Origin of the sequence: Streptomyces sp. DH-12 (assembly GCF_002899455.1) — a bacterium.
Classification (GTDB): Bacteria; Actinomycetota; Actinomycetes; order Streptomycetales; family Streptomycetaceae; genus Streptomyces.
In genome coordinates, this window is sequence record NZ_PPFB01000001.1 from 2,336,193 (window position 1) to 2,359,032 (window position 22,840).

The 22,840-nt window shown below is 72.0% G+C and carries 23 protein-coding genes and 1 riboswitch; of the genes, 9 read left to right on the top strand and 14 right to left on the bottom strand.

Annotation, left to right across the window (positions count from 1 at the left end; translation table 11 throughout):
• The first annotated feature begins 115 nt into the window (after positions 1–115).
• Positions 116–724, top strand: a complete 609-nt coding sequence (gene ybiA / locus C1708_RS09230; protein ID WP_106416225.1) for a riboflavin biosynthesis intermediates N-glycosidase — start codon at positions 116–118, stop codon at positions 722–724.
• 228 nt (positions 725–952) lie between these two features.
• On the opposite strand, the gene C1708_RS35005 is transcribed toward ybiA, so the two are convergent.
• Positions 953–1,822, bottom strand: coding sequence for a DUF4190 domain-containing protein (locus C1708_RS35005; protein WP_241911208.1), 870 nt, complete (start codon positions 1,820–1,822; stop codon positions 953–955).
• Between the two features lie 56 nt (positions 1,823–1,878).
• Here C1708_RS35005 and C1708_RS09245 point away from each other — a divergent pair, with 56 nt between their 5' ends.
• On the top strand, positions 1,879–3,045 hold the full coding sequence (locus C1708_RS09245; protein ID WP_106412210.1) for an adenosine deaminase: 1,167 nt from the start codon (positions 1,879–1,881) through the stop codon (positions 3,043–3,045).
• Positions 3,046–3,064: 19 nt separating this feature from the next.
• The gene (locus C1708_RS09250; protein WP_106412211.1) at positions 3,065–3,757 is read left to right on the top strand and encodes a glycerophosphodiester phosphodiesterase; all 693 of its coding nucleotides are present in this window, start codon (positions 3,065–3,067) and stop codon (positions 3,755–3,757) included.
• Here C1708_RS09250 and C1708_RS09255 read toward each other — a convergent pair.
• From C1708_RS09255 to C1708_RS09265, 3 genes are all read right to left on the bottom strand, one after another.
• Positions 3,752–4,297, bottom strand: coding sequence for an HXXEE domain-containing protein (locus C1708_RS09255; protein ID WP_106412212.1), 546 nt, complete (start codon positions 4,295–4,297; stop codon positions 3,752–3,754). The two genes, C1708_RS09250 and C1708_RS09255, sit on opposite strands and share 6 nt — an antisense overlap.
• 9 nt (positions 4,298–4,306) lie before the next feature.
• Complete coding sequence (locus C1708_RS09260; RefSeq protein ID WP_106412213.1) at positions 4,307–4,840, bottom strand: hypothetical protein; 534 nt, start codon at positions 4,838–4,840, stop codon at positions 4,307–4,309.
• A 113-nt stretch (positions 4,841–4,953) separates the two neighbouring features.
• Complete coding sequence (locus C1708_RS09265) at positions 4,954–6,393, bottom strand: gamma-aminobutyraldehyde dehydrogenase (protein WP_106412214.1); 1,440 nt, start codon at positions 6,391–6,393, stop codon at positions 4,954–4,956.
• Between the two features lie 227 nt (positions 6,394–6,620).
• Between C1708_RS09265 and C1708_RS09270 the strand changes: the two genes are divergently transcribed.
• From C1708_RS09270 to C1708_RS09295, 6 genes are all read left to right on the top strand, one after another.
• The gene (locus tag C1708_RS09270; RefSeq protein WP_106412215.1) at positions 6,621–7,139 is read left to right on the top strand and encodes an Lrp/AsnC family transcriptional regulator; all 519 of its coding nucleotides are present in this window, start codon (positions 6,621–6,623) and stop codon (positions 7,137–7,139) included.
• Between the two features lie 2 nt (positions 7,140–7,141).
• Entirely contained in the window at positions 7,142–8,515 is a 1,374-nt protein-coding gene (locus tag C1708_RS09275; protein WP_106412216.1) for an aspartate aminotransferase family protein, read from the top strand.
• 218 nt (positions 8,516–8,733) lie between these two features.
• Positions 8,734–9,483: an ABC transporter ATP-binding protein gene (locus tag C1708_RS09280; RefSeq protein ID WP_106416226.1), complete on the top strand. Its 750-nt coding sequence runs from the start codon at positions 8,734–8,736 to the stop codon at positions 9,481–9,483.
• Complete coding sequence (locus C1708_RS09285; RefSeq protein WP_106412217.1) at positions 9,465–10,787, top strand: hypothetical protein; 1,323 nt, start codon at positions 9,465–9,467, stop codon at positions 10,785–10,787. Before C1708_RS09280 ends, C1708_RS09285 begins: the two co-directional genes overlap by 19 nt.
• Before the next feature lie 128 nt (positions 10,788–10,915).
• Entirely contained in the window at positions 10,916–11,323 is a 408-nt protein-coding gene (locus C1708_RS09290) for a VOC family protein (RefSeq protein WP_106412218.1), read from the top strand.
• 397 nt (positions 11,324–11,720) lie between these two features.
• Positions 11,721–12,395, top strand: a complete 675-nt coding sequence (locus C1708_RS09295; protein WP_106412219.1) for an LAETG motif-containing sortase-dependent surface protein — start codon at positions 11,721–11,723, stop codon at positions 12,393–12,395.
• Positions 12,396–12,462: 67 nt separating this feature from the next.
• Here C1708_RS09295 and C1708_RS09300 read toward each other — a convergent pair whose 3' ends face one another.
• From C1708_RS09300 to tsf, 10 genes are all read right to left on the bottom strand, one after another.
• Positions 12,463–13,260, bottom strand: coding sequence for a maleylpyruvate isomerase family mycothiol-dependent enzyme (locus C1708_RS09300; RefSeq protein ID WP_106416227.1), 798 nt, complete (start codon positions 13,258–13,260; stop codon positions 12,463–12,465).
• A gap of 24 nt (positions 13,261–13,284) precedes the next feature.
• Positions 13,285–14,304: an ABC transporter ATP-binding protein gene (locus C1708_RS09305; RefSeq protein ID WP_106412220.1), complete on the bottom strand. Its 1,020-nt coding sequence runs from the start codon at positions 14,302–14,304 to the stop codon at positions 13,285–13,287.
• A complete protein-coding gene (locus tag C1708_RS09310) occupies positions 14,305–15,960 on the bottom strand; it encodes an ABC transporter permease (protein WP_198602437.1) in 1,656 nt (551 codons plus the stop codon).
• Positions 15,957–17,048, bottom strand: a complete 1,092-nt coding sequence (locus C1708_RS09315; protein WP_106412221.1) for a thiamine ABC transporter substrate-binding protein — start codon at positions 17,046–17,048, stop codon at positions 15,957–15,959. Before C1708_RS09315 ends, C1708_RS09310 begins: the two co-directional genes overlap by 4 nt.
• An 80-nt stretch (positions 17,049–17,128) precedes the next feature.
• A riboswitch (TPP riboswitch) is annotated at positions 17,129–17,234 on the bottom strand.
• Between the two features lie 64 nt (positions 17,235–17,298).
• A complete protein-coding gene (gene rlmN, locus C1708_RS09320; RefSeq protein ID WP_106412222.1) occupies positions 17,299–18,405 on the bottom strand; it encodes a dual-specificity RNA methyltransferase RlmN in 1,107 nt (368 codons plus the stop codon).
• Between the two features lie 72 nt (positions 18,406–18,477).
• Positions 18,478–19,005: a GNAT family N-acetyltransferase gene (locus C1708_RS09325; protein WP_342210887.1), complete on the bottom strand. Its 528-nt coding sequence runs from the start codon at positions 19,003–19,005 to the stop codon at positions 18,478–18,480.
• Between the two features lie 171 nt (positions 19,006–19,176).
• Complete coding sequence (locus C1708_RS09330) at positions 19,177–20,301, bottom strand: phosphatidate cytidylyltransferase (protein ID WP_106412223.1); 1,125 nt, start codon at positions 20,299–20,301, stop codon at positions 19,177–19,179.
• On the bottom strand, positions 20,301–20,858 hold the full coding sequence (frr, locus tag C1708_RS09335; protein ID WP_006136598.1) for a ribosome recycling factor: 558 nt from the start codon (positions 20,856–20,858) through the stop codon (positions 20,301–20,303). The genes C1708_RS09330 and frr overlap by 1 nt, the downstream gene beginning before the upstream one ends.
• Before the next feature lie 120 nt (positions 20,859–20,978).
• Positions 20,979–21,737, bottom strand: a complete 759-nt coding sequence (gene pyrH / locus C1708_RS09340) for a UMP kinase (protein WP_106412224.1) — start codon at positions 21,735–21,737, stop codon at positions 20,979–20,981.
• A 191-nt stretch (positions 21,738–21,928) separates the two neighbouring features.
• Complete coding sequence (gene tsf, locus C1708_RS09345; protein ID WP_106412225.1) at positions 21,929–22,765, bottom strand: translation elongation factor Ts; 837 nt, start codon at positions 22,763–22,765, stop codon at positions 21,929–21,931.
• Between the last annotated feature and the right edge of the window lie 75 nt (positions 22,766–22,840).

The following is a 22,840-nucleotide window of genomic DNA, read 5'->3' on the forward strand; positions in this document are numbered from 1 at the left end:
ATTTGGTTACGCGACGGAATCTGTCGACCAGGTGTCGAGCGGCAACGGAAAAGGCAGGACGGAGTGTCAGTGGCGTCTGTGAGACTGCTCCGGCACAGATCGACATCGGGGGGTGATGGCCTTGGGCGGAACCGTACGAGCGGTGGCTTCCAGGGAGGCGCTGATCGAGGCGGTGCGGGCCGGGGAGCGGGTGAAGTACCTGCACTTCTGGGGGCACCGGCCGCTGCCCGACGGCCGCATCGGGGCGAGTTGCCTGAGCCAGTGGTGGCCGGCGCCGTTCACCGTCGACGGCGTGGAGTACGCGACCGCCGAGCACTGGATGATGGCGGCCAAGGCACGCCTCTTCGGCGACGCCGAGGGCGAGCGGCGCGTGCTGGCCGCCGCGCATCCCTCCCTGGCGAAGAAGGCGGGCCGCCTGGTCCGCGGCTTCGACGAGGAGACCTGGCGGCGGGAGCGGTTCGGGATCGTGGTGGAGGGCAGCGTGCACAAGTTCGCGGCTCATGAGGGGCTGCGGTCTTTCCTGCTGGGCACGGGCGAGCGGATTCTGGTCGAGGCCAGCCCCGTTGATCGTGTGTGGGGCATAGGCCTCGCGGCCGGCGACGAGGCAGCCCACGACCCGACCCGCTGGCGCGGCCCCAACCTGCTGGGCTTCGCGCTGATGGAGGCACGCAGGCGGTTGAGGGAGGCGGCGTGGGCCGCGGGGGGAGCGGAGGCCGCGGAGTAGGGGCGGCGGGTCCGTCGCCCCTCCGTGCGCACCGGCGCCGGCGGCAGCCCAAGGAGGTGGGGGGCCTCGGTGCCGGCCGCGGGCGGCGCCCTGGTGAGCGCGGCGGCCACGCACCGGGGGCGTCCCGCCCTTCCGACGGTGCGTCCCGGGCCGCCTCCCGACGGGCCGCGTCCGGGGTCAGCCCCGTCGGCGCCGCAGGCGCGAGCCCCGGCCGTCGGGCCGTCGGGCTCAGGTGACCAGGACGACGACACCCAGGATGAGAGCCAGCGCGCTGCCGACGGCTCCGCAGATGATGCCCGCCAGGGCCTGCCCCGCGTTCGTGGCCTCGCCGCGGCTCGCCTTGCCGCGGCCGATCGCGCCGAAGATCACCGCAAGGACGCCCAGCGCGATGGCCACCGGCCAGAAGCAGAACCCGGCCGCCGCGATGATCCCGAGGACCAGGGAGGAGACGCCCATGCCGTTGCTCGGCAGGGGTGGCACCCCGGTCCAGCCGGGGTGTCCTTGGGCGGGCGCACCGGCGTACCCCGCGTGCGGATAGCCGTAGGGGAGCTGCCCCGGCCCTTCCGGACCGATGGGCGGCGGCGGGACGGCCGCGCCGGCGGCCGGGGACGCGAACGGGTCGGCGGCCTGCGGCACGGGCGCGGTCGCTGCCGAAGGGCCTGCCCACGGGCTCCCGTAAGGCCCGGGCGTGGACGCGGGCGCGGGCGGGGCCGGGTTCGAGGCCGTCGGGAAGGACGTCACCGTCTCCTGGGCGTGCACCGAGGACGTGCCGGACGCCGCCCGGTCGTGCACGGTGGGCGCCGGCCACGGCGAGGCCCCTCCCGCCACCACGGTCTCGCCCGGACCGCCGGAGGCCGGCGCACGGTCCCCGGGCAGCGCCCAGGGATCGGACGCGGGCGTCCCGGCGTCCCGCGTGTCCGCCGCGGCACGCCCCGTCTCCGTGGTCCGCGCGTCCACCAGCGAACCGTCCTGGGGGGCCACGTGCGGCGCCCCGCCGTCGGCCGGTGCCGGCCACACCTCAGGGGCGGACGAACCCGACGGAGGCGTTCCGTCCCCCGTGCGGTCCCGGGCCCCCGGCGCCGGTGCGTCGTCGGACATGCGCTGCGACCCCTTCCTCGGACGAACCGTCATGGTACGGCCCGCGCCCGTCCCGCGTGCGCCCGGCCTACGATGATCCCCGCACCGTCGATCAGCCGATCACCCGCGTCCCGCCGCGTCCCGGCCCGGGACGCCGTTCCCGGGGAGGAACCTTGACCGACCGCCACGCCCCCGCGGCCACCGCCGGGCAGGTCCGTGACCTGCGCGCCTTCATCGCCGGGCTGCCCAAGGCCGAACTGCACGTGCACCACGTCGGCTCCGCCTCCCCCCGCATCGTCTCGGAACTGGCCGCCCGCCACCCCGACTCCAAGGTCCCCACCGACCCCGAGGCCCTGGCCGACTACTTCACCTTCACGGACTTCGCGCACTTCATCGAGGTGTACCTGTCCGTCGTCGACCTGATCCGCACCCCCGAGGACGTGCGGCTGCTGACGTACGAGGTGGCCCGTGAGCTGGCCCGGCAGCAGGTGCGGTACGCCGAGCTGACCATCACCCCGTTCTCCTCCACCCGCCGTGGGATCGACGCGCGCGCCTTCATGGACGCGATCGAGGACGCCCGCAAGGCGGCCGAGAGCGAGCTGGGCACCGTGCTGCGCTGGTGCTTCGACATCCCGGGCGAGGCCGGCCTGGAGGCGGCCGAGGAGACGACGCGGCTCGCCACCGACGACCGGCTGCGCCCGGAGGGCCTGGTCTCCTTCGGCCTGGGCGGCCCCGAGATCGGCGTGCCGCGCCCGCAGTTCAAGCCGTACTTCGACCGGGCCGTCGCCGCCGGGCTGCACTCGGTGCCGCACGCGGGCGAGACCACCGGTCCGGAGACGATCTGGGACGCGCTGAACGAGCTGGGCGCCGAGCGCATCGGCCACGGCACCAGCGCCGCGCGGGACCCGGAGCTGCTGCGGCACCTCGCCGAGCGGGGCATCCCGCTGGAGGTGTGCCCGACCTCCAACATCGCCACCCGCGCGGTCGCCACCCTGGACGAACACCCGATCAAGGAGTTCACCCGGGCCGGCGTGCTGGTGACGGTCAACTCCGACGACCCGCCGATGTTCGGCACCGACCTCGCCACCGAGTACGCGGTCGCCGCCCGGCTGCTGGACCTCGACGAGCGGGGCCTGGCGGACCTGGCGAAGAACGCGGTCGAGGCGTCGTTCCTGGACCCGGCCGGCAAGGCGCGGCTGGCGGCGGAGATCGACACCTACACCGCCTCCTGGCTCGCCTCCTGACCACCCGCGAAGGGCCCCCATGCAGAACGTGACCGCCGTGGCCCACCGCGGAGACCCGTACCGCGTCCGCGAGAACACCCTGGCCTCCCTGCGCTCCGCGATCCGGCGGGGCGCGGACGCGGTCGAGATCGACGTACGGCTCACCCGGGACGGCGTCCCGGTGCTGCTGCACGACGCGACGCTCGCGCGCCTGTGGGACCACGACCGTCCGCTGGCGTCCCTCACCTGGAGCGAGGTGCGCGAGGTGACGGACGGCGGGGTGCCCGCCCTCGCCGACGCGCTGGCGGCGGCCGGCGGCAGCCGGGTGATGATCGACCTGCCCGGCGCCCCGGGCGAGCGCGCCGTGCGCCGGATCGTGGACGTCGTCCGGGAGCAGGGCGCCCAGGACCGCGTCTACTACTGCGCGGGCGCCCCCGCCATGCTCGCCGTGCGGGCGGTGGACCCGGCCGCGGAGATCGCGCTCACCCACACCTCCCACGCTCCGGTGCGCGCCGGGCTCCTCGAGGCGGTCCGGCCGCGCTGGCTCAACTACCGCTTCAGCGTGGTGGACCGGGCGCTCGTGGAGCGCGTCCACCGCGACGGCTGCCTGCTGTCCGTGTGGACCCCGGACACCCGTCGCTCCATGCGCCGCCTGCTGGCCGCGGGGGTGGACTCGATCACCACCAACCGCGTCGACGTCCTGTGCGCGCTGCGCGACCGCGTCACGTCATGACGACCGGTGGCGTGCCGCTCCGAGCAGCCGGCGCGCCACCACGTGCGACGCGACCGTGGCCGCCCCCGCGGCCGCCAGGCCGGCCACCGCGTCACGGGGGCGTGCGGGACGCAGCACGCCCGCCCGGCGCAGCCGGCCGCGCGCCCACAGCGTGAACGGCAGGACGACCAGCGGCGAGGTCACGGAGCCGGGGGTGTAGCCGCGTACCGCCGCGGCCTGCGCCATGTGCATCACCCCGTGCAGTCCGAAGCCGGTCAACGCGGCCTGGTAGAAGCCGGATCGCCCTCCGCTCAGCCGCCCGGCGGCCGACGCGGCCCCGACGACGGCCCCCATCACGCCGACCGCCGCGGTGAATTCGGCCGCCCCCATGGTCTCGGCCTGCCGCCACACCGGCTCCGGCACCTGCGGGAACCGCCGCCGCAGCTCGGGCACGTTCTTCCGCAGCCACCCCGGCACGGTGGCCAGTTCCTCGAGATCGTGCACGGCCCAAGCGCCCAGGAGCCCCCACGTGACGGCCCCGCCCACCTGTTCACCCCTCATGCCCTCAACCTATCGAGCGGGAGCGGCCGACACCCCGGGGACGGGGTCCGCCGTGAGCGCCTCGAGCCGCTTGATCTTGCTCCGGACCACGTACAGCGGGATCGCGCCGAACACGCCGAACGCCATGTCGACGACGCTCCACCAGAAGGGGATGCCGCGGACCGGCCCGCAGATCAGGGCGAGCGGGATGACGCCGGCGCAGGCGATCAGGCCGAACTCCACGACCCAGATGTTGCGTACGGGGTCGCGGTAGGGGCCGAGGAAGGCGACCGCGATCACGAGGTGGGCGAAGGCCAGCCAGTCGGTGCCGTAGAGCAGGAAGGGGTGGTCGGCGTCGGCCGCGTCGAGTCCGTCCCGTACGCGCTCGATCCACTCCATGAGGCCGGGGAGGTGCTCGGGAACGCCGAGGGACCGCGACACCTCCTCGGTCCAGCGCAGTTCGTGCACCAGCGGGAAGGCCGTGACGCCGCTGAGCACCAGGCAGACGACGAAGAACACCAGCCAGACGCGAATGCCCTTGAGGAGGGCGGCTCTGTCGCTCATGGCGGAAGCGTACGCCTGGAGTTGAACATGTTCAAAAGCGCGGCCGGACGTCGTGCGGACACACGTCGGCCCCGGACGGTGCGGTGCACCGTCCGGGGCCGACGTCCCGTGCGTCAGCCGTCCAGCGAGGTCATCACGTGCTTGATCCGCGTGTAGTCGTCGAAGCCGTAGGCCGACAGGTCCTTGCCGTAGCCCGACTTCTTGAAACCGCCGTGCGGCATCTCGGCGACCAGCGGGATGTGCGTGTTGATCCACACGCAGCCGAAGTCCAGCTTCTTGGACATCCGCATCGCGCGGGCGTGGTCCCTGGTCCACACCGACGAGGCCAGCGCGTACTCCACGCCGTTGGCGTACGCGACGGCCTGGTCCTCGTCCGTGAAGGACTGGACGGTGATGACCGGCCCGAAGACCTCCTTCTGGATGATCTCGTCGTCCTGCCTGAGGCCCGAGACGACGGTCGGCGCGTAGAAGTAGCCCCGGTCGCCGACCCGCTTGCCGCCGGCCTCCACGCGCGCGTGGGCGGGCAGCCGCTCGATGAAGCCCTCCACCTGCTTGAGCTGGTTCGGGTTGTTGAGCGGCCCGTAGAGGACGTCCTCGTCGTCGGGCATGCCCGTCTTGATGTCGGCGGCGGCCTTGGCGAGCGCCTGGACGAACTCGTCGTGGACGGACTCGTGCACCAGCACGCGCGTGGCGGCCGTGCAGTCCTGCCCGGCGTTGAAGTAGCCGGCCTCGGAGATGCCCTCGACGGCCTTGGCGATGTCGACGTCGTCGAAGACCACGACCGGGGCCTTGCCGCCCAGTTCCAGGTGGACCCGCTTGAGGTCCTTGGAGGCGGACTCGGCGACCGCCATGCCCGCGCGCACCGAGCCGGTGATGGAGGCCATCGCCGGGGTCGGGTGCTCGACCATCAGACGGCCGGTGTCGCGGTCGCCGCAGACGACGTTGAAGACGCCCTTGGGAAGGATCGAGCCGAGGATCTCGGCGATGAGGACGGTGGAGGCCGGAGTGGTGTCCGACGGCTTGAGGACGACCGTGTTGCCCGCGGCGATCGCCGGGGCGAACTTCCACACGGCCATCATCATCGGGTAGTTCCACGGCGCCACCTGGGCGCAGACGCCGACCGGCTCACGGCGCACGAAGGAGGTCAGACCCTCCATGTACTCGCCGGCGCCCTTGCCCTCGAGCATCCGCGCCGCGCCCGCGAAGAAGCGGATCTGGTCCACCATCGGCGGGATCTCCTCGGTGCGGGTCAGCCCGACGGGCTTGCCCGTGTTCTCCACCTCGGCGGCGATCAGTTCCTCGGCGCGCTCCTCGAAGGCGTCCGCGATCTTCAGCAGCGCCCTCTGCCGCTCGGCCGGGGTGGTGTCGCGCCAGCCGGGGAAGGCCTCGGCCGCGGCCGCCATCGCGGCGTCCACGTCCGCGGGACCGGACAGCGGAGCGGTCGCGTACGCCTCGCCGGTCGCGGGGTTGACCACCTCGGTGGTCCGTCCGTCGGCGGCGTCCCGGAACTCACCGCCGATGTAGTTGCGCAGACGACGCAGCTCGGTGCTCACTGCAGGCCCTCCTGGTGTTCCTCGTGGGTGCCCGAGGTGTCGGGCGTGTGGTGCCCGAGGTGTCGGGTGTGTACGGGTCGAGGTGTCCAACCTCTGAGACACCCACCCTAGACGGACGGCTGACGTTTTCAACACCCCCGCTCCCCCCGCATCTGCGAAATCCGCACGCATAAGCCTCCTCGGCAACGGATTTCATCGATCGAGCCTTGCGAAACTGCCGATACGTCGTGCACAGTGATCCCGTGGCCAGTCGAAGCGCAGACCCCAAGGACTCCCGCGAGTCCAGGAACGGCGGCGGACCCCAGTTGGACGCCGTCTCCCTCGCCATCATCGAGCAGCTCCAGGAGGACGGCCGCCGGCCGTACGCCGCGATCGGCAAGGCCGTCGGCCTGTCGGAGGCGGCGGTGCGCCAGCGCGTGCAGAAGCTGCTCGACCAGGGCGTGATGCAGATCGTCGCCGTCACGGACCCGCTCACCGTGGGCTTCCGTCGGCAGGCGATGGTCGGCGTCAACGTCGAGGGGGACGTGGAGGCCGTCGCCGACGCGCTGGCCGCGATGACCGAGTGCGAGTACGTGGTGATGACCGCCGGCTCCTTCGACCTGATGGTCGAGATCGTCTGCGAGGACGACGACCACCTGCTGGAGGTCATCAACAAACGCATCCGGGCCGTGCCCGGCGTGCGCTCCACCGAGAGTTTCGTCTACCTCAAGCTCAAGAAGCAGACCTACATGTGGGGAACCCGATAATCGTGAGCACCGACACCCCCAAGGACCTCAGCAGGTCCGCGTACGACCACCTGTGGATGCACTTCACCCGCATGTCGTCGTACGAGAACGCTCCCGTCCCCACCATCGTCCGCGGTGAGGGCACCCACATCTACGACGACAGGGGCAAGCGCTACCTCGACGGTCTCGCGGGCCTGTTCGTGGTGCAGGCCGGGCACGGCCGGCAGGAGCTGGCCGAGACCGCCGCCAAGCAGGCGCAGGAACTGGCGTTCTTCCCGGTGTGGTCCTACGCCCACCCCAAGGCCGTGGAACTCGCGGAGCGGCTCGCGCACGAAGCCCCCGGCGACCTGAACAAGGTCTTCTTCACCACCGGCGGCGGCGAGGCGGTGGAGACCGCCTGGAAGCTCGCCAAGCAGTACTTCAAGCTGACCGGCAAACCGACCAAGTACAAGGTCATCTCCCGCGCGGTCGCCTACCACGGCACCCCGCAGGGCGCCCTGTCCATCACCGGTCTGCCGGCCCTCAAGGCCCCCTTCGAGCCACTGGTGCCGGGTGCGCACAAGGTGCCGAACACCAACATCTACCGGGCGCCGATCCACGGCGACGACCCGGAGGCGTTCGGCCGCTGGGCCGCCGACCAGATCGAGCAGCAGATCCTCTTCGAGGGCCCGGACACGGTCGCCGCGGTGTTCCTGGAGCCCGTGCAGAACGCGGGCGGCTGCTTCCCGCCCCCGCCCGGCTACTTCCGGCGGGTGCGCGAGATCTGCGACCGGTACGACGTGCTGCTCGTCTCCGACGAGGTCATCTGCGCCTTCGGCCGCCTCGGCACCACCTTCGCCTGTGACAAGTTCGGCTACGTACCGGACATGATCACCTGCGCCAAGGGCATGACCTCGGGCTACTCCCCGATCGGCGCGTGCATCGTCTCCGACCGGCTCGCCGAGCCGTTCTACCAGGGCGACAACACCTTCCTGCACGGCTACACCTTCGGCGGCCACCCGGTGTCGGCGGCGGTCGGCCTCGCCAACCTCGACCTGTTCGAGCGCGAGGGCCTCAACCAGCACGTGCTCGACAACGAGGGCGCGTTCCGCTCCACCCTGGAGAAGCTGCACGACCTGCCGATCGTCGGCGACGTCCGCGGCAACGGCTTCTTCTACGGCATCGAGCTGGTCAAGGACAAGGCGACCAAGGAGTCCTTCGACGCCGACGAGACCGAGCGCGTGCTGTACGGCTTCCTGTCCAAGAAGCTGTTCGAGAACGGCCTGTACTGCCGTGCCGACGATCGCGGCGACCCGGTCATCCAGCTCGCGCCGCCGCTGATCTCCCACCAGGAGACCTTCGACGAGATCGAGCAGATCCTGCGCGCGACCCTCACGGAGGCGTGGACGAAACTGTAGGCCGTCCGTGGTACCGATCTTCTCTTTGAATGATCAACACCGGCCCCGGTGCCGCCCGTTCGAGTGAGAAACGGCGGCCCGGGGCCGCGTGCTGTCCTGCCGCCCGCCACCGCCTGCCTAGCGTGCCCAGTGACCGATCGGCCCGCCCTTCGTTCCCCCGGACGGGGGAATTACCCGACGAACGCACGGCATTTCCGATCCGAACCGAGGTGTACGCCATGGTGGCCCCACCGGACAACGACGTGCTCTGGGCGCGCGCCCTGCGCTTCCGGCACGACGACGGCTCACCCGGCCTGAGCGGGGTCTCGCTCGGCGTCCGGGAAGGCGAGATCCTCGCCGTCTCAGGCCCGCGCGGCAGCGGCAAGTCGACCCTGCTGCGCTGTCTGTCCGGCCTGGTGCCCGCGAACGACGGCGAGGTCTGGTTCAACAGCGTGCCCGTGCACACCATGGGCCCGGCGGCCCGGGAGCGGCTGCGCCGCGACCGGTTCGGCTGGATCGACCCGGCGCCGCTGCTGGTGCCGGAGCTGAACGTCTGGGAGAACGCCGCGCTGCCCCTCATGCTGCGCGGCACCGGCCGGCGCCGCGCCAAGGCCGCCGCCCTGGAGTGGCTGGAGCGCCTCGACGTCGGCGACCGGGCGCGCAGGCACCCCGTGGAGCTGACGCACGCGGAGCGCCAGCGGGTGTGCATCGCCCGTGCGCTGGCCCCGGTGCCCTCGGTGCTGTTCGCCGACGAGCCGACCGCCCCGCTGCACCGCGTCGACCGCGCCCACGTGCTGCGCACCCTCACCACCGCGGCCCGCTCGCACGGCATCACGGTGGTCCTCGCCACGCACGACGCGCAGACCGCCGCCCTCGCCGACCGCACGGTGTCGCTGCTCGACGGGCGGTGCGTGCGGACCGTGCACCTCCCCCCGGTCTCCGGACCGGCCGAGTCGGAAGGCCGGGCGGCGTGCTCGCTCTCCGTCTGAGCCTCGGGGCCCAGCCCGCCGTCCAGGTCCGCCGGCTCCTCGTCGCCGGCGCCTCGGCCGGCACGGGCTTCCTGCTGCTGAGCGCCCTCGGCCACGCGCTGAGCCATTCCGACCCCGCCGCCTCCGCGCTCCGTCTGGCCTGGTGCGCGGCGCCGCTGGCAGCCACGGTCCACCTCGCGGTCGCGGTCGCCCGCACCGACCCGGCGACCCGGCCCCGGCCCGGTCTCTCGGCGGTCGGGCTCGGTCCCGTCAAGCTGATGGCGGTCTCCGCGGCGACCACGGCCGTGTCCTGCGTCCTGGGTTCCCTGCTGGCGCTGCTCGTCTTCCTCCAGCTGCGCGGCGACCTGACCGGCACGCCCCTGGGCGGGGGCGCGAGGGAGTTCCTGGCCGCCGGACGTCCCCTGCCGCTGCCGGCCGCGCTGACCCTGCTGGCCCTGGTGCCGCTCAGCGCGTCGGCGGCGGTGGCGGCGACGCTGCGGCCGCGCGGGCCGGTCACGGGCGCGGGCCGGGCGGCACGGGCGTACGGCCGGTTCGGCGCGTACCGGCGCACTCCGGTGCTGGAGTCCTTCGGCGCCTACGGGCGGTTCGGCCGGCAGCTGGGTGCCGCCGCGCACGGGCGGCGCACGACCGCGGAAGCGCCCGGCCGGGAGCAGGAGGACGCTCAGGCCGGGTCGGCCGGGGCGTCCGGCGCGGAGACCGCCGGCGCCGTCGTCCCGCCCGCCGTGCCGACCGCGGCCCCGTCGGGGGTGCCGTGGGGCGTCGCGGTGCTCGCGGTGGGGGTGGCGGTGGAGGCTCTCATGAGCCGTACCGGCTCCGGGGACGGCCCGGCCGCGTTCCTCGGACTGGCCCTGACCTCCCTCGGTCTGGCCCTCGTCGGCCCCGGGCTCACCCATCTGTGCGGGCGGCTGCTCCAGACGGTGCGGCCGGGCGCGCTGCGGCTGCTGGCCGGGCGGGTGCTGATGACGGAGGCGACGCGCATCGGACGCCCGCTGGGGGTGGTCTGCGCGGTGGTGTCGGCCGCGTACGCGATGGCGTCGCTGCACGGCCGGCACGATCCGTCGGCCGGTCCGCTCGTGGTGCTGGGTGTGCTGCTGGTGGCCGGCTGCACGGTGGCGACGCTGCTCACGGCGGCCGTCGAGGCGAAACAGGCGCACGCGGACACCACCGCCTCGCTGCGGCGGCTGGGGGCGCCCGCGGGGACGCTGCGCCGGGCCGCCGCCCTGCGCGCGGGTGCGCTGTTCGCCCTGTTCGGGCCGCTCACCGTGGCGGTGGCCCAGCTGTCGGCGTGGCCGCTGGGCGGCTGAACGGAAGGGGCCGGGCGAAGAGGGCCGGGCGACGACAGTCGAAAAACTTCTCCCGGACGCGATGAGTTCCGCGCGGGCCTCCGGTCTACCCCCACGAACGGTGACGACGAACAGGGAGAGGCCCCGTCATGTACCAGCAGATGATCTTCGTGAACCTGCCCGTCGAGGACATCGACGCCTCGAAGAAGTTCTACACGGCGCTCGGCTACTCCATCAACGAGCAGTTCAGCGACGAGTCCACCGGTTCCGTCGTGATCAGTGACACGATCATCGCGATGCTGCTGACGAAGGAGAAGTACGCGCAGTTCACGAAGAAGGAGATCGTGGACGCCCGCAAGAACAGCGAGGTGCTGCTGGCGCTGAGCGCCGAGAGCCGGGAGAAGGTCGACGAGCTGGTGGAGAAGGCCCTGGCGGCGGGCGGGTCCCCGGCCGGCGAGACCCAGGACCTCGGCTTCATGTACGGCCGCTCCTTCGACGACCTCGACGGCCACACCTGGGAGGTCGTCTGGATGGACCCGGCGGCCGTGGAGGGCTGACGGTCGGCGGCCGTACCGGACACGGCAGGGGCCGGGTGCTCGCCGGAGCGCCCGGCCCCTGCCGTTTTTCCGTCGTGCCGGAAGCCCGACGGAGGCCGACGGCACGCCTCTTGACCGGTCGCTCCTTCAACTGGCCGTCCGCGCACGGCCGGTGAGCGTTCCCGGCCGCGACGGCCGGATCGATGCGGTCCCTCGGGCGCGTAAACGTCCAGGTGGTTAACAAATAGGCAAAGCCCGGTCCTGCGGCAGGCATATGCGTTGACACTACTTATGCGGCGCTTATAGACCTGGGAGCCTCATGGGAGTGCTGATTTTTCGTCAACTCTCCCTCAACCCCCCGCATTTGCGCTTCATGTAAAGGACAAACGTGGCAGTTCTGTCCGTATCACGCCGTACCGTGACCCGCTCCGTGCGCGCCCTCGGTGTCGTCTCCGCGTCCGCCGCGCTCGCGCTCGGAACCGCCGGCAGCGCCGCGGCGTGCAACATCAACGAGTTCTCGGCCGAGGCGAAGTGCGACGGTGAGAAGGGCGTCATCACCGTCACCGACGTCGACCCGGCCGGCGTCCCCGCCACCGTCACGGTGTTCCTGCAGAACAACGGCGCCGACATCAAGAAGGTCGGCGAGCAGGTGGTCAAGGGGTCCAAGGAGGGCACGACCATCACCTTCGAGGAGGACTGGAAGCCCAACGCCGTCTACCGCATCCACGTCAAGGCCGAGCCGTACGTGGACGAGGACATCAAGCCGAACCTGACCACGCCGTCGACGCCGTGCAAGGAGGACGAGGAGGAGTCCCCGTCCCCCGAGCCCACGCCGTCGGAGGAGACCTCGGCCCCGGCCGAGGAGAACGAGGAGCCGAGCCCGGTCCCGTCGGAGGGCGGGAGCGAGAGCGCCGCTCCCCCGGCGGACACCTCGGACAACGCCCCGTCCCCGGCCGGTGAGTCCAACCTCGCCGAGACCGGCGCCAACTCCAGCACCGGCCTGATCGCCGGTGTCGCGGCCGCCCTGGTCGCCGTCGGTGGCGGCGCGATCTTCTTCGGCATGCGCCGCCGCGGGGCGAACAGCCGGCGCTGACGCCTCCCGGAAACGCCCGCGGCCCGTCCCCGAACCGGGGGCGGGCCGCTCGCCGTCGACGGACCGGTCAGCCGAACGTGGCCCGTTCCAGCCAGTCGTCGAGCACCGCGCGCTCGCCGAACACCTCGACGCGCGGGTCGTCCAGCGGGATGCGGCGGTAGAAGGCGAGCAGCACCCAGGCGAGCGGCCCGCGCAGCGCGACCGTGGCCTTCTCGTGGCCGCGTCGCCAGGACACCCCCTCCTCGTCCAGCCGCACCAGCCACTCCGCGTTCACCTCGGGCGCGGTGTCGGTGGCGTGCAGGTGGATCGTGCGCAGGGGCCCACGCAGCCCGTGCACCTCGTCGTCGGGCAGCGTCCGCTGCGCCCACTCCACGATCTCCAGCCACTCGTCGACCGCGTCGGCGGCCACCTCGGGCGCGACCTCGTAGGGCAGTCCGGCGGCGAGCGTGGCGTCCGCGCGGTGCACGGTCACCTCATGGGTCATACGGCGGGCCCAGAAGCCGGCGTTGTCGATCCCCGCCCAGCTCCACACCCGCGCGTCCGGCCCGGCCTCCCGCAGCGCGGTGACGGCCAGATCGCCGCTCCGGGCCAGCCAGGCGTCCAGCGCGGCGGCGTCACCGCGGACCCCGGGCCCCTCGAAGCCCGGCACGTCCTCCTCCGGGGTCTCCTTCTCGGCCCCGGTCCGCACCATCAGGGCCGCCCAGCGCAGGGCGCCGCCGATGTGCCGTACGAGCTGTTCCAGTGACCAGTCGGGCGTGGTCGGCACCGTGCGGGACAGGTCCGTCCCCGACGTCACCACCGCCCTCAACTGCCCCACCTGATGGGCGATCTCGTCGCAGTGACGCTCATGAGCGAGTCGTGTCATGCCGCCCACCCTAGGTACCGGTGATCAGCCCAGAACAGCGATTTCCGCGCCGTCGAACTCCACGCCGGTCACGTCCCCGACGTCCGGGGCGTCCCGGAGCGCGCAGGCCGCCTCCAACGCCGGCGCCCCCTCCGGCTGGAGGCGCACGGCGACATGGGTGCCGCGGAAGGTGCGCGCGGTCACCGTGCAGCGCAGCCCCGCCCCGGCCGGGACCAGCCGGACCCCGGCGGGCCGGACCAGCAGCGGCCGCGTGCCCTCGGGAGCGCCCTGCGGCACCGGCACCTTGCCCCAGGGAGTGACGGCGACGCCGTCGGCCACGGCGGCCTCGACGACGTTCTCGAAGCCGAGGAAGCGGGCCACGAAGGCGTCGGCGGGCCGCTGCCATACCTCGAGAGGCGTGCCGGACTGGGCGATCCGTCCGTCGCGCATCACCACCACCCGGTCGGCCAGCGCGAACGCCTCGCCCTGGTCGTGCGTCACCGCCAGCACGGTGGTGCCCAGCCGTCCGAACAGCTCGCGCAGTTCGACCACGAGCCGCTCCCTCAGCGACCGGTCGAGCTGGCCGAGCGGCTCGTCGAGCATCAGCAGCCGCGGGCTGGGGGCGAGGGCGCGGGCCAGCGCCACCCGCTGCTGCTCACCCCCGGACAGGGCGGAGACGGCCCGCCCGGACGCGGCGGGCAGCCCGACCAGCTCCAGCAACTCGCCCACGCGCCGCGTCTGCTCGGCGCGCGGCACGCCGTGCATGCGCAGGCCGAAGGCCACGTTGCCGCCCACGTCCCGCTGCGGGAACAGCTGGTGGTCCTGGAACATCAGTCCGACGCCGCGCCGGTGCGCGGGCACGCCCGACTGGTCCCGTCCGTCGAGCAGGACCCGCCCGGCGTCCAGGGGCCGCAGTCCGGCGACCGCGCGCAGCAGCGTGGACTTGCCGCTGCCGCTGGGACCGAGCACGCACACGATCTCGTGCTCGGCGACGTCGAGGTCGACGGCGTCCAGCGCGGCCCGCCCGCCGAAGCGGACGGTCGCGGCCTCGAGGCTGAGCAGCATCTAGAACTCCCCGGTCCGGTCGGTCCGCAGCCGCTCCAGCACCAGCAGCGCCACCGCGCACACCACCATCAGAATCGTCGACAGGGCCATCGCCTGCCCGTAGTTGAGGTCCCCGGGCCGTCCCAGCAGCCGCGCCACGGCCACCGGCAGGGTGGGGTTGTCCGGCCGCGCGATGAACACCGTCGCCCCGAACTCCCCCAGCGACACCGCGAAGGCGAACCCGGCGGCGATCAGCAGCGCCCGCCGCACCAGCGGCAGGTCCACCTCCCGCCACGCCCGCCACGGCGACGCCCCGAGCACCGCCGCCGCCTCCCGCAGCCGCACGTCGACGGCCCGCAGCACCGGCAGCATGGTCCGTACGACGAAGGGGACGCCGACCAGTGCCTGCGCGAGCGGCACCAGGATCCAGGAGGCGCGCAGGTCCAGCGGCGGTTCGTCGAGGGCGATGAGGAAGCCGAAGCCGACGGTCACCGCGGACACGCCGAGCGGCAGCATCAGCAGGGCGTCGAAGCCGCGCACCAGCCGGCCCGCGTCCCGCCGGGTCAGGGCGACGGCGGCGAGACCGCCGACCACCACGGCGATCACGGTGGCGGCGACGGCGTAGCGCAGGGAGTTGCCGATCGCCTCGATCGGGGCGACCAGGAAGACGCCCCCGTCCGCCTCGGTCAGCGCCCGGTAGTAGGCGAGGCCGGCGCTGCCGAAGGAGCGCTGGACCAGAACGGCGAGCGGCAGCAGGAGCAGCACGGCGACCGTGGCGACAACCCCGCCGAGCAGCGCCCACTGTCCGGCGCCGCGCGGGCGGCGGGCGGTCACCGAGGCGTCGACCAGCCGCAGCGCGGTCTCGCGGCGCCGCACGGTCCAGGCGTGCAGGGCGAGGATCGCGCCGACGGCGAGGAACTGGATCGTCGTGAGGACGGCGGCCGTGGACAGGTCGAAGAGGTCGGCGGTCTGCCGGTAGATCTCCACCTCCAGGGTGGAGAAGGCGGGACCGCCGAGGATCTGCACCACGCCGAAGGAGGTGAAGGTGAAGAGGAAGACCATCAGCGCGGCGGCGGCCACCGCGGGGGCGAGCGCCGGGAGGGTGACCGTGCGCCAGGCGGTGAGACGGGAGGCGCCGAGCATCCGCGCGGCCTCCTCCTGACGCGGGTCGAGCTGTGCCCACAGTCCGCCCACGGTGCGGACGACCACGGCGTAGTTGAAGAAGACGTGGGCGAGGAGGATCGCCCAGACCGTGGTGTCGAGGCGCACGCCCCACAGCTCGTCCAGCAGTCCGCCCCGCCCGACGAGCGCCATGAACGCCGTGCCGACGACGACCGTCGGCAGCACGAACGGCACGGTGATCACCGCCCGCAGCACCTGTCTGCCGGGGAAGTCGAAACGGGCCAGGACGTAGGCGCCGGGCAGGGCGATCACCAGGGTGAGGACCGTGGAGACGAGCGCCTGCCAGGTGGTGAACCACAGCACCTGGCGGATGTCGGACTGGGCCAGCACGTCCGCGATCCGTCCGGGCTGCCAGCCGCCGTCGGCCTTCAGTCCCCGGGCGACGATCGCGGCGACCGGGTAGGCGAAGAAGACCGCGAAGAACGCGGCCGGCACGGCCATCAGGCCGAGCCGGGCCGCGTTCCGGCGCCACCGTCCGGGCCGGCGCGGGGTCACTTCAGTACGAGCGAGGTCCACGACTTGACCCACTGGTCACGGTTCTCGGCGATCTTCGCCGGGTCCATGGTCCGCGGCTCCTTCGCCTGCGGCCCGAACTTCACGAACTCCTCGGGCACCTGGGCGCCCTCGCGCACCGGGTACACGAACATGTTGAGCGGCATGTCGTCCTGGAACGTCTTGCTGACCAGGAAGTCCAGCAGCGCCTTGCCGCCCTCGGGGTTCTCGGCGTTGCTCAGCAGTCCCGCGTACTCGACCTGCCGGAAGCAGGTGCCCTCGGCGACGCCGGTGGGGGCGGTGTCGGGCCGCGGGTCGGCGTAGATCACCTCGGCGGGCGGCGAGAAGGCGTACGACACGACGAGCGGCCGGTCCGCCTTGGCCTGCTTGCCGCCGGCCGAGCCGGAGAACTCCTCGTTGTAGGCATGCTCCCAGCCGTCGACCACCTTGACGCCGTTGGCCTTGAGCTTCTTCCAGTAGTCCTCCCAGCCTCCCCCGTCGCCGTACTCGGCGACGGTGCCGAGCAGGAAACCGAGGCCGGGCGAGGAAGTGGCGGCGTTCTCGACGACGAGGAGGTCCTTGTAGGCGGGATCGACCAGGTCGTCGAAGGTCTTCGGCGGGGTCAGCTTCTTCTTCTCGAACCACGCCTTGTCGTAGTTGACACAGACGTCACCGGTGTCGACCGGGGTGACCCGGTGCTTGTCCTCGTCGGCCCGGTACTCGGGCAGGATCAGGTCGGAGCCCTTGGCCTCGTAGGGCTGGAAGAGGCCGTTGTCGAGGGCGCGGGACAGCAGGGTGTTGTCGACGCCGAAGAAGACGTCCCCCTGGGGGTTGTCCTTGGTCAGGATCGCCTTGTTCACGGCCTGCCCCGCGTCGCCGTCCTCGAGGACCTTGAGCTTGAAGCCCGACCGCTTCTCGAAGGCGGCGACGACGTCCTCGGACACGGCCCACGAGTTGTGGCTGACGAGGGTCACGGTCTTGGAGCCCTCGCCGCTGCCGCTGCTGCCGTCCGCGCCGGACGACCCGCAGGCGGACAGCGTGACGAGCCCCAGACCGACCGCCAGGGCCGTGACCTTCTTGGTGATGTCCACTTGATCCCTCCTGGAGTGACCAGGAAGAGACGCGGCCCTGCCCGGGACCCCTGGGCGGAGTCCCGGGCAGGGCGCAACAGCTCGAGTGATGACCGATCTCCCTACCCAGAATGACCTGGGCCAGGTTCGGAGGGTCTGCGGCCGGTGCCGCACTCTCAGCGCTGTGGCGCTCCCCTGTCGGAATATGAAGGTGTGCTGAAGGTGTGCTTATTCGGATGTTGCCTGTTCAGATGTACTGACCGGGGTCACCTTACCGTTCGGTCGCGGCGAGCTGACCGCACGCCCCGTCGATCTCCTGTCCACGGGTGTCCCGGATCGTGACCGGCACACCGTGCGCGGCGATCGCCTCGACGAACGCCTTCTCGTCCTCGGGCCGCGACGCGGTCCACTGGGAGCCGGGCGTCGGGTTGAGCGGGATGAGGTTGACGTGCACGGGGCGCCCCTTGAGCAGCCGCCCCAGCCGGTCACCGCGCCACGCCTGGTCGTTGATGTCCCGGATCAGCGCGTACTCGATGGACAGGCGCCGCCCGGACTTCGCCGCGTACTCGAACCCGGCGTCGAGCACCTCGCGCACCTTCCACCGGGTGTTCACGGGGACGAGGGTGTCGCGCAGCTCGTCGTCGGGGGCGTGCAGCGAGATGGCGAGCCGGCACTTGAAGCCCTCGTCGGAGAACCGGTGGATGGCCGGCACGAGGCCCACCGTCGACACGGTGATCCCGCGCTGCGACAGGCCGAGCCCGTCGGGCTCGGGGTCGGTGAGCCGGCGGATGGCGCCGACGACCCGCTTGTAGTTGGCGAGGGGCTCGCCCATGCCCATGAACACGATGTTGCTGAGCCGCGCGGGCCCGCCGGGCACCTCGCCGTCGCGGAGCGCCCGCATCCCGTCCACGATCTGGTGCACGATCTCGGCGGTGGACAGGTTCCGGTCCAGCCCGGCCTGCCCGGTGGCGCAGAACGGGCAGTTCATGCCGCACCCGGCCTGCGAGCTGATGCACATGGTGACCCGGTCCGGGTACCGCATCAGCACCGACTCGACGAGCGTCCCGTCGAACAGCTTCCACAGCGTCTTGCGGGTCGTCCCCTGGTCGGTCGACAGGTGCCGCACGACGCTCATCAGCTCGGGAAGCAGCGCTTCCCGCAGCTTCCCGCGCGAACCGGCGGGGATGTCGGTCCACTGCTCCGGATCGTGCGCGTACCGCGCGAAGTAGTGCTGCGAGAGCTGCTTGGCACGGAACGGCTTCTCACCGACCGCGACGACCGCCTCCTTGCGCTCGGCAGGCGTGAGATCGGCAAGATGCCGCGGCGGCTTCTTGGCTCCGCGCGGCGCTACGAATGTGAGTTCTCCGGGCTTAGGCATGGCAGTACCAGTGTCGCAGATCCAGACGGGTGACCCCCGGGCGTCGGCTGCCGTACCGGTCGGTGGTGCTCGTCACCGGTCGCGGCTCGGCAGCCCCGGGCGGATCGTGGCCGGTGCCGCCCCTCCGTCCTCGCCGAGCCGAACACTCGACTGAGCTCCGATCTCCCGGAACCCGAGCGAGCGGGCGACCCGTCGGGACGATGCCCGTCGGGCTCTCCACTGCGGCATGAGGCCCGCGCCGAGAGCGTGCGCGACCGCCGCAGAGGCCCCCGTCTTCGCCGGTCCGCGTCCGCGATGCTCCGGCGCCGTCAGGACGGACGGATGCGCCGTCCTTCTCGGCCAGGCCTGATGTGCCGCCGCGACCTCGTCCGTCGGCACCGTGGTGATCCCCGCTCCGTCCAGGACCACGATCCCGCACCACGAGGGCGGACACTGCGTCGACGCCGGCGAGACGACCACGCCGGCGGCGGATCGTCCGAACTCCACGGGTGCACCGGCCAGGTCCTGCCACAGCGCACGAGCACGTTCCACCAGCGGATCCAGCGTCGTGCCCGGGGATTGTGCCACCCGAAGATCACGCGGAGGAACCGCTGCTTCCACCTGTGGCCGCAGGCAGCGCGTGGCCCGTGCCGGGCGCCTGCGCGAAGCGTGCGCCGCGGATCACCTGGAGCCCGGGCACGTCGGCCAGGCCGCGCTCCTGGAGAGCGGCGGCACGCGTCGGCCCCCGTCCTCCGGGAGGACGGGGGCCGTGCGGCGGCAGGAGGACGGACCTCAGCCCGTGCCCACGAAGATCGCCAGCAGCAGCCACACCACCGGCGCCGTCGGGAGGAGGGAGTCCAGGCGGTCCATGATGCCGCCGTGGCCGGGCAGCAGCGTGCCCATGTCCTTGATGCCGAGATCCCGCTTGATCATGGACTCGCCGAGGTCGCCCAGCGTGGCGCTGACGGCGACCGCGAGGCCGAGGAGCAGGCCCTGCCACCACATGCCGTCGTCGATCAGGAACTGCATGCACAGCGCGCCCGCCGCCATCGAGAAGGCGACCGCTCCCAGCAGGCCCTCGCGGGTCTTGCCGGGGCTGATCCGCGGGGCGAGCTTGCGCCTGCCGAAGCGCCAGCCGACCGCGTACGCGCCGGTGTCGCTGACCACGGTGAGCACCAGGAACGTCAGCACGCGCCACGGACCGTCCTCGGCCTTCAGCAGCATCGCGACGAACGTCGCCAGGAACGGCACGTAGAAGGCGGCGAAGACGCCCGCGGTGACGTCCTTGAGGTAGCCCTCCGGCGGTGCCGTCATGCGCCAGACCAGCACCGCCAGCGTGGTGAGCGCCATGGCGATCCACGCGCCCTCCGCGCCCCGCGCGTACCCGGCGACGACCATGGCCGCGCCGCCCAGCGCCAGCGGGACGAGGGGCGCCTTGATGCCCTTGCGTTCGTCCAGCCGCGTGGTCAGCTCCCACAGGCCCACCACGACGGCGACGGCGATCACCCCGACGAAGGCGGCCTTGACGACGAACAGCGACGCGACGATCACCGCGCCGAGTCCGACGCCGACGCCTATCGCGGCACCGAGATCCCGCCCCGCGTTCTTCTTCTGCGGTGCAGGCGCCGGCTGCGGGGCGTGGGGCATGGGCTCCGGATTCTGCGGCACCTCCCCCGGCAGGGGGCGGGCCCGCGTGGGCTCGTCTCGGAACAGGGGGCCGCTCAGCCGAGCGACCCCCCGGTCCGCATCCTGGTCTCCGCCGTGTTCGGGTACGTCAGGCACGATGGGCATGGGGCGCGTCTGCTGTGCGCTGTGCGCATCGTACGCGGGACCCGCCGGGACAGCTCCCCGGCCGGGTCCGTGGTCGGACGGCCCCCAGTACCCGGTCTGCGGCGTCCCCCAGGAAGAGTCGTTCATCAGACCTCGAGCAGCTCCGCTTCCTTGTGCTTCAGGAGCTCGTCCACCTGGGCGACGTACTTCGCCGTGGTGTCGTCGAGCTCCTTCTCCGCACGGCGGCCCTCGTCCTCGCCGACCTCGCCGTCCTTGATCAGCTTGTCGATGGCCTCCTTGGCCTTGCGGCGGACGGAGCGGATCGAGATCTTCGCGTCCTCGCCCTTGCCCTTGGCGACCTTGATGTACTCGCGCCGGCGCTCCTCGGTCAGCTCGGGGAACACCACCCGGATGATGTTGCCGTCGTTGCTCGGGTTGACGCCCAGGTCGGAGTCACGGATCGCCTGCTCGATGTTGCGCAGCGCGCTCTTGTCGAACGGGGTCACCACGGCCATGCGCGGCTCGGGCACGGAGAAAGAGGCCAGCTGGTTGATCGGCGTCGGCGCGCCGTAGTAGTCGGCCACGATCTTGTTGAACATCGCCGGGTGCGCACGGCCGGTGCGGATCGCGGCGAAGTCCTCCTTGGCGACCACGACGGCCTTCTCCATCTTCTCCTCGGCCTCGAGGAGGGTCTCTTCGATCACCACTTGCTCCTGCGTGTCTTGAGTAGGCCCGGCTGCGGTCCACGGTCGGGGCGGCGGCCGGCTGCGTCGCGTCTTCTTCCTGCACGGTTCACGACCGGCAGGACATTGTCCATCCCCCGGTCAGTTGTGCCCGGCCTGGTCGCCCACCAGCGTGCCGATCTTCTCACCCTTGACGGCGCGGGCGATGTTGCCCTCCTTCAGGAGTTCGAACACGACGATCGGCAGGCTGTTGTCACGGCAGAGCGTGACGGCCGTGGCGTCGGCGACCTTCAGGTCCCGGGTGATGACCTCGCCGTAGCCGAGGGCGTCGAACTTGACGGCGTCCGGGTTGGTCTTGGGGTCGGAGTCGTAGACCCCGTCGACACCGTTCTTGCCCATGAGGAGCGCCTCGGCGTCGATCTCGAGGGCGCGCTGGGCGGCGGTGGTGTCGGTGGAGAAGTACGGCATGCCCATACCGGCGCCGAAGATGACCACGCGGCCCTTCTCCAGGTGGCGCACGGCGCGCAGCGGGATGTAGGGCTCGGCGACCTGGCCCATGGTGATGGCGGTCTGCACGCGGCAGTCGACGCCCTCCTTCTCCAGGAAGTCCTGGAGGGCGAGGCAGTTCATCACGGTGCCGAGCATGCCCATGTAGTCGGAGCGGGCGCGGTCCATGCCGCGCACCTGGAGCTCGGCTCCGCGGAAGAAGTTGCCGCCGCCGATCACGATCGCGATCTGCGCGCCGTCCCGTACGACGGCCGCGATCTCGCGTGCGATGGCGTGCACCACGTCGGGATCGACGCCCAGGCCTCCGCCCCCGGAGAAGGCCTCTCCGGACAGCTTCAGCAGAAACCGGCCGCGCACTTTGCCGTCGTCGCTCTTCTCAGCCTTGGTCGTCATGGTCGAATCCCGCCTCTTTCACGTGTTGCACATACGAAGAAGGCCATTGCCGGTGGGGCGTGGTTCGCATCCCATGCGGCAATGGCCTCCTCGTCAGATCTGCTGTCGCCCGGCACGCGCGCGTGCGTGGACGCGTGTCCGAACGACTGCTGTCGACCCTATCGGGGTCGCGCGCCCGTCGCGGTGCGGACTCAGATGCCGACCTTGATGCGCGTGAAGCGCTTCAGGGTGACACCGGCCTCGTCCAGGACCTTCTGGACGGACTTCTTGTTGTCCAGCGCGTAGGGCTGGCCGAGCAGCGTGGCGTCCTTGAAGAAGCCGTTGAGGCGACCCTCGACGATCTTCGGCAGGGCGGCCTCGGGCTTGCCCTCGGCGCGGGTGGTCTCCTCGGCGACGCGGCGCTCGGACTCGACGACCTCGGCCGGGACGTCGTCCTTGGAGAGGTACTTCGGCGCGAAGGCGGCGATGTGCTGGGCGACGCCCTTGGCGATCTCGGCGTTGGGCTTGTCCAGCTCGACGAGCACACCGATCTGCGGGGGCAGGTCGGGCATCGTGCGGTGCATGTACGCCGCCACGTAGCCGCCGGCGAACTGCGCGAAGCGGTCCAGGACGATCTTCTCGCCCAGGTTGGCGTTGGCCTCGTCCACGAACGCCTGGACGGTCTTGCCGGCCTCGATCTCGGAGGCGAGCAGGGCCTCGATGTCGGCCGGAGAGGTCTTGGCGACGTGCTCGGCGATGGCGGCGGCCACGGCCTGGAACTTCTCGCCCTTGGCGACGAAGTCCGTCTCGCACTTCAGCTCGACGAGGACACCGGAGGAGTTGTCGTCGGCGATGATCGAGACCACGGCGCCGTTCTCGGCGGAGCGGCCCTCGCGCTTGGCGACGCCCTTCTGGCCCTTGATGCGGAGCGCCTCGACGGCCTTGTCGACGTTGCCGTCGGCCTCGTCCAGCGCCTTCTTGCAGTCCATCATGCCGGCGCCGGTGAGCTCCCGGAGCTTCTTGACGTCGGCGGCGGTGTAGTTCGCCATGAGTCTGTGAATCTTTCTCGAAGTCTGGAGGTTCGAAGATCGGCGGGGCGGGACCGCCGCACGGACAGGTCCCGG

Bases quoted from the DNA above. Each gene is read 5' to 3' on its own strand.
- ybiA (WP_106416225.1), top strand. From the start codon at position 116: ATGGCCTTGGGCGGAACCGTACGAGCGGTGGCTTCCAGGGAGGCGCTG.
- C1708_RS35005 (WP_241911208.1), bottom strand. From the start codon at position 1,822: ATGTCCGACGACGCACCGGCGCCGGGGGCCCGGGACCGCACGGGGGAC.
- C1708_RS09250 (WP_106412211.1), top strand. From the start codon at position 3,065: ATGCAGAACGTGACCGCCGTGGCCCACCGCGGAGACCCGTACCGCGTC.
- C1708_RS09255 (WP_106412212.1), bottom strand. From the start codon at position 4,297: ATGAGGGGTGAACAGGTGGGCGGGGCCGTCACGTGGGGGCTCCTGGGC.
- C1708_RS09260 (WP_106412213.1), bottom strand. From the start codon at position 4,840: ATGAGCGACAGAGCCGCCCTCCTCAAGGGCATTCGCGTCTGGCTGGTG.
- C1708_RS09280 (WP_106416226.1), top strand. From the start codon at position 8,734: ATGGTGGCCCCACCGGACAACGACGTGCTCTGGGCGCGCGCCCTGCGC.
- C1708_RS09290 (WP_106412218.1), top strand. From the start codon at position 10,916: ATGTACCAGCAGATGATCTTCGTGAACCTGCCCGTCGAGGACATCGAC.
- C1708_RS09300 (WP_106416227.1), bottom strand. From the start codon at position 13,260: ATGACACGACTCGCTCATGAGCGTCACTGCGACGAGATCGCCCATCAG.
- C1708_RS09305 (WP_106412220.1), bottom strand. From the start codon at position 14,304: ATGCTGCTCAGCCTCGAGGCCGCGACCGTCCGCTTCGGCGGGCGGGCC.
- rlmN (WP_106412222.1), bottom strand. From the start codon at position 18,405: ATGCCTAAGCCCGGAGAACTCACATTCGTAGCGCCGCGCGGAGCCAAG.
- C1708_RS09330 (WP_106412223.1), bottom strand. From the start codon at position 20,301: ATGAACGACTCTTCCTGGGGGACGCCGCAGACCGGGTACTGGGGGCCG.
- pyrH (WP_106412224.1), bottom strand. From the start codon at position 21,737: ATGACGACCAAGGCTGAGAAGAGCGACGACGGCAAAGTGCGCGGCCGG.
- tsf (WP_106412225.1), bottom strand. From the start codon at position 22,765: ATGGCGAACTACACCGCCGCCGACGTCAAGAAGCTCCGGGAGCTCACC.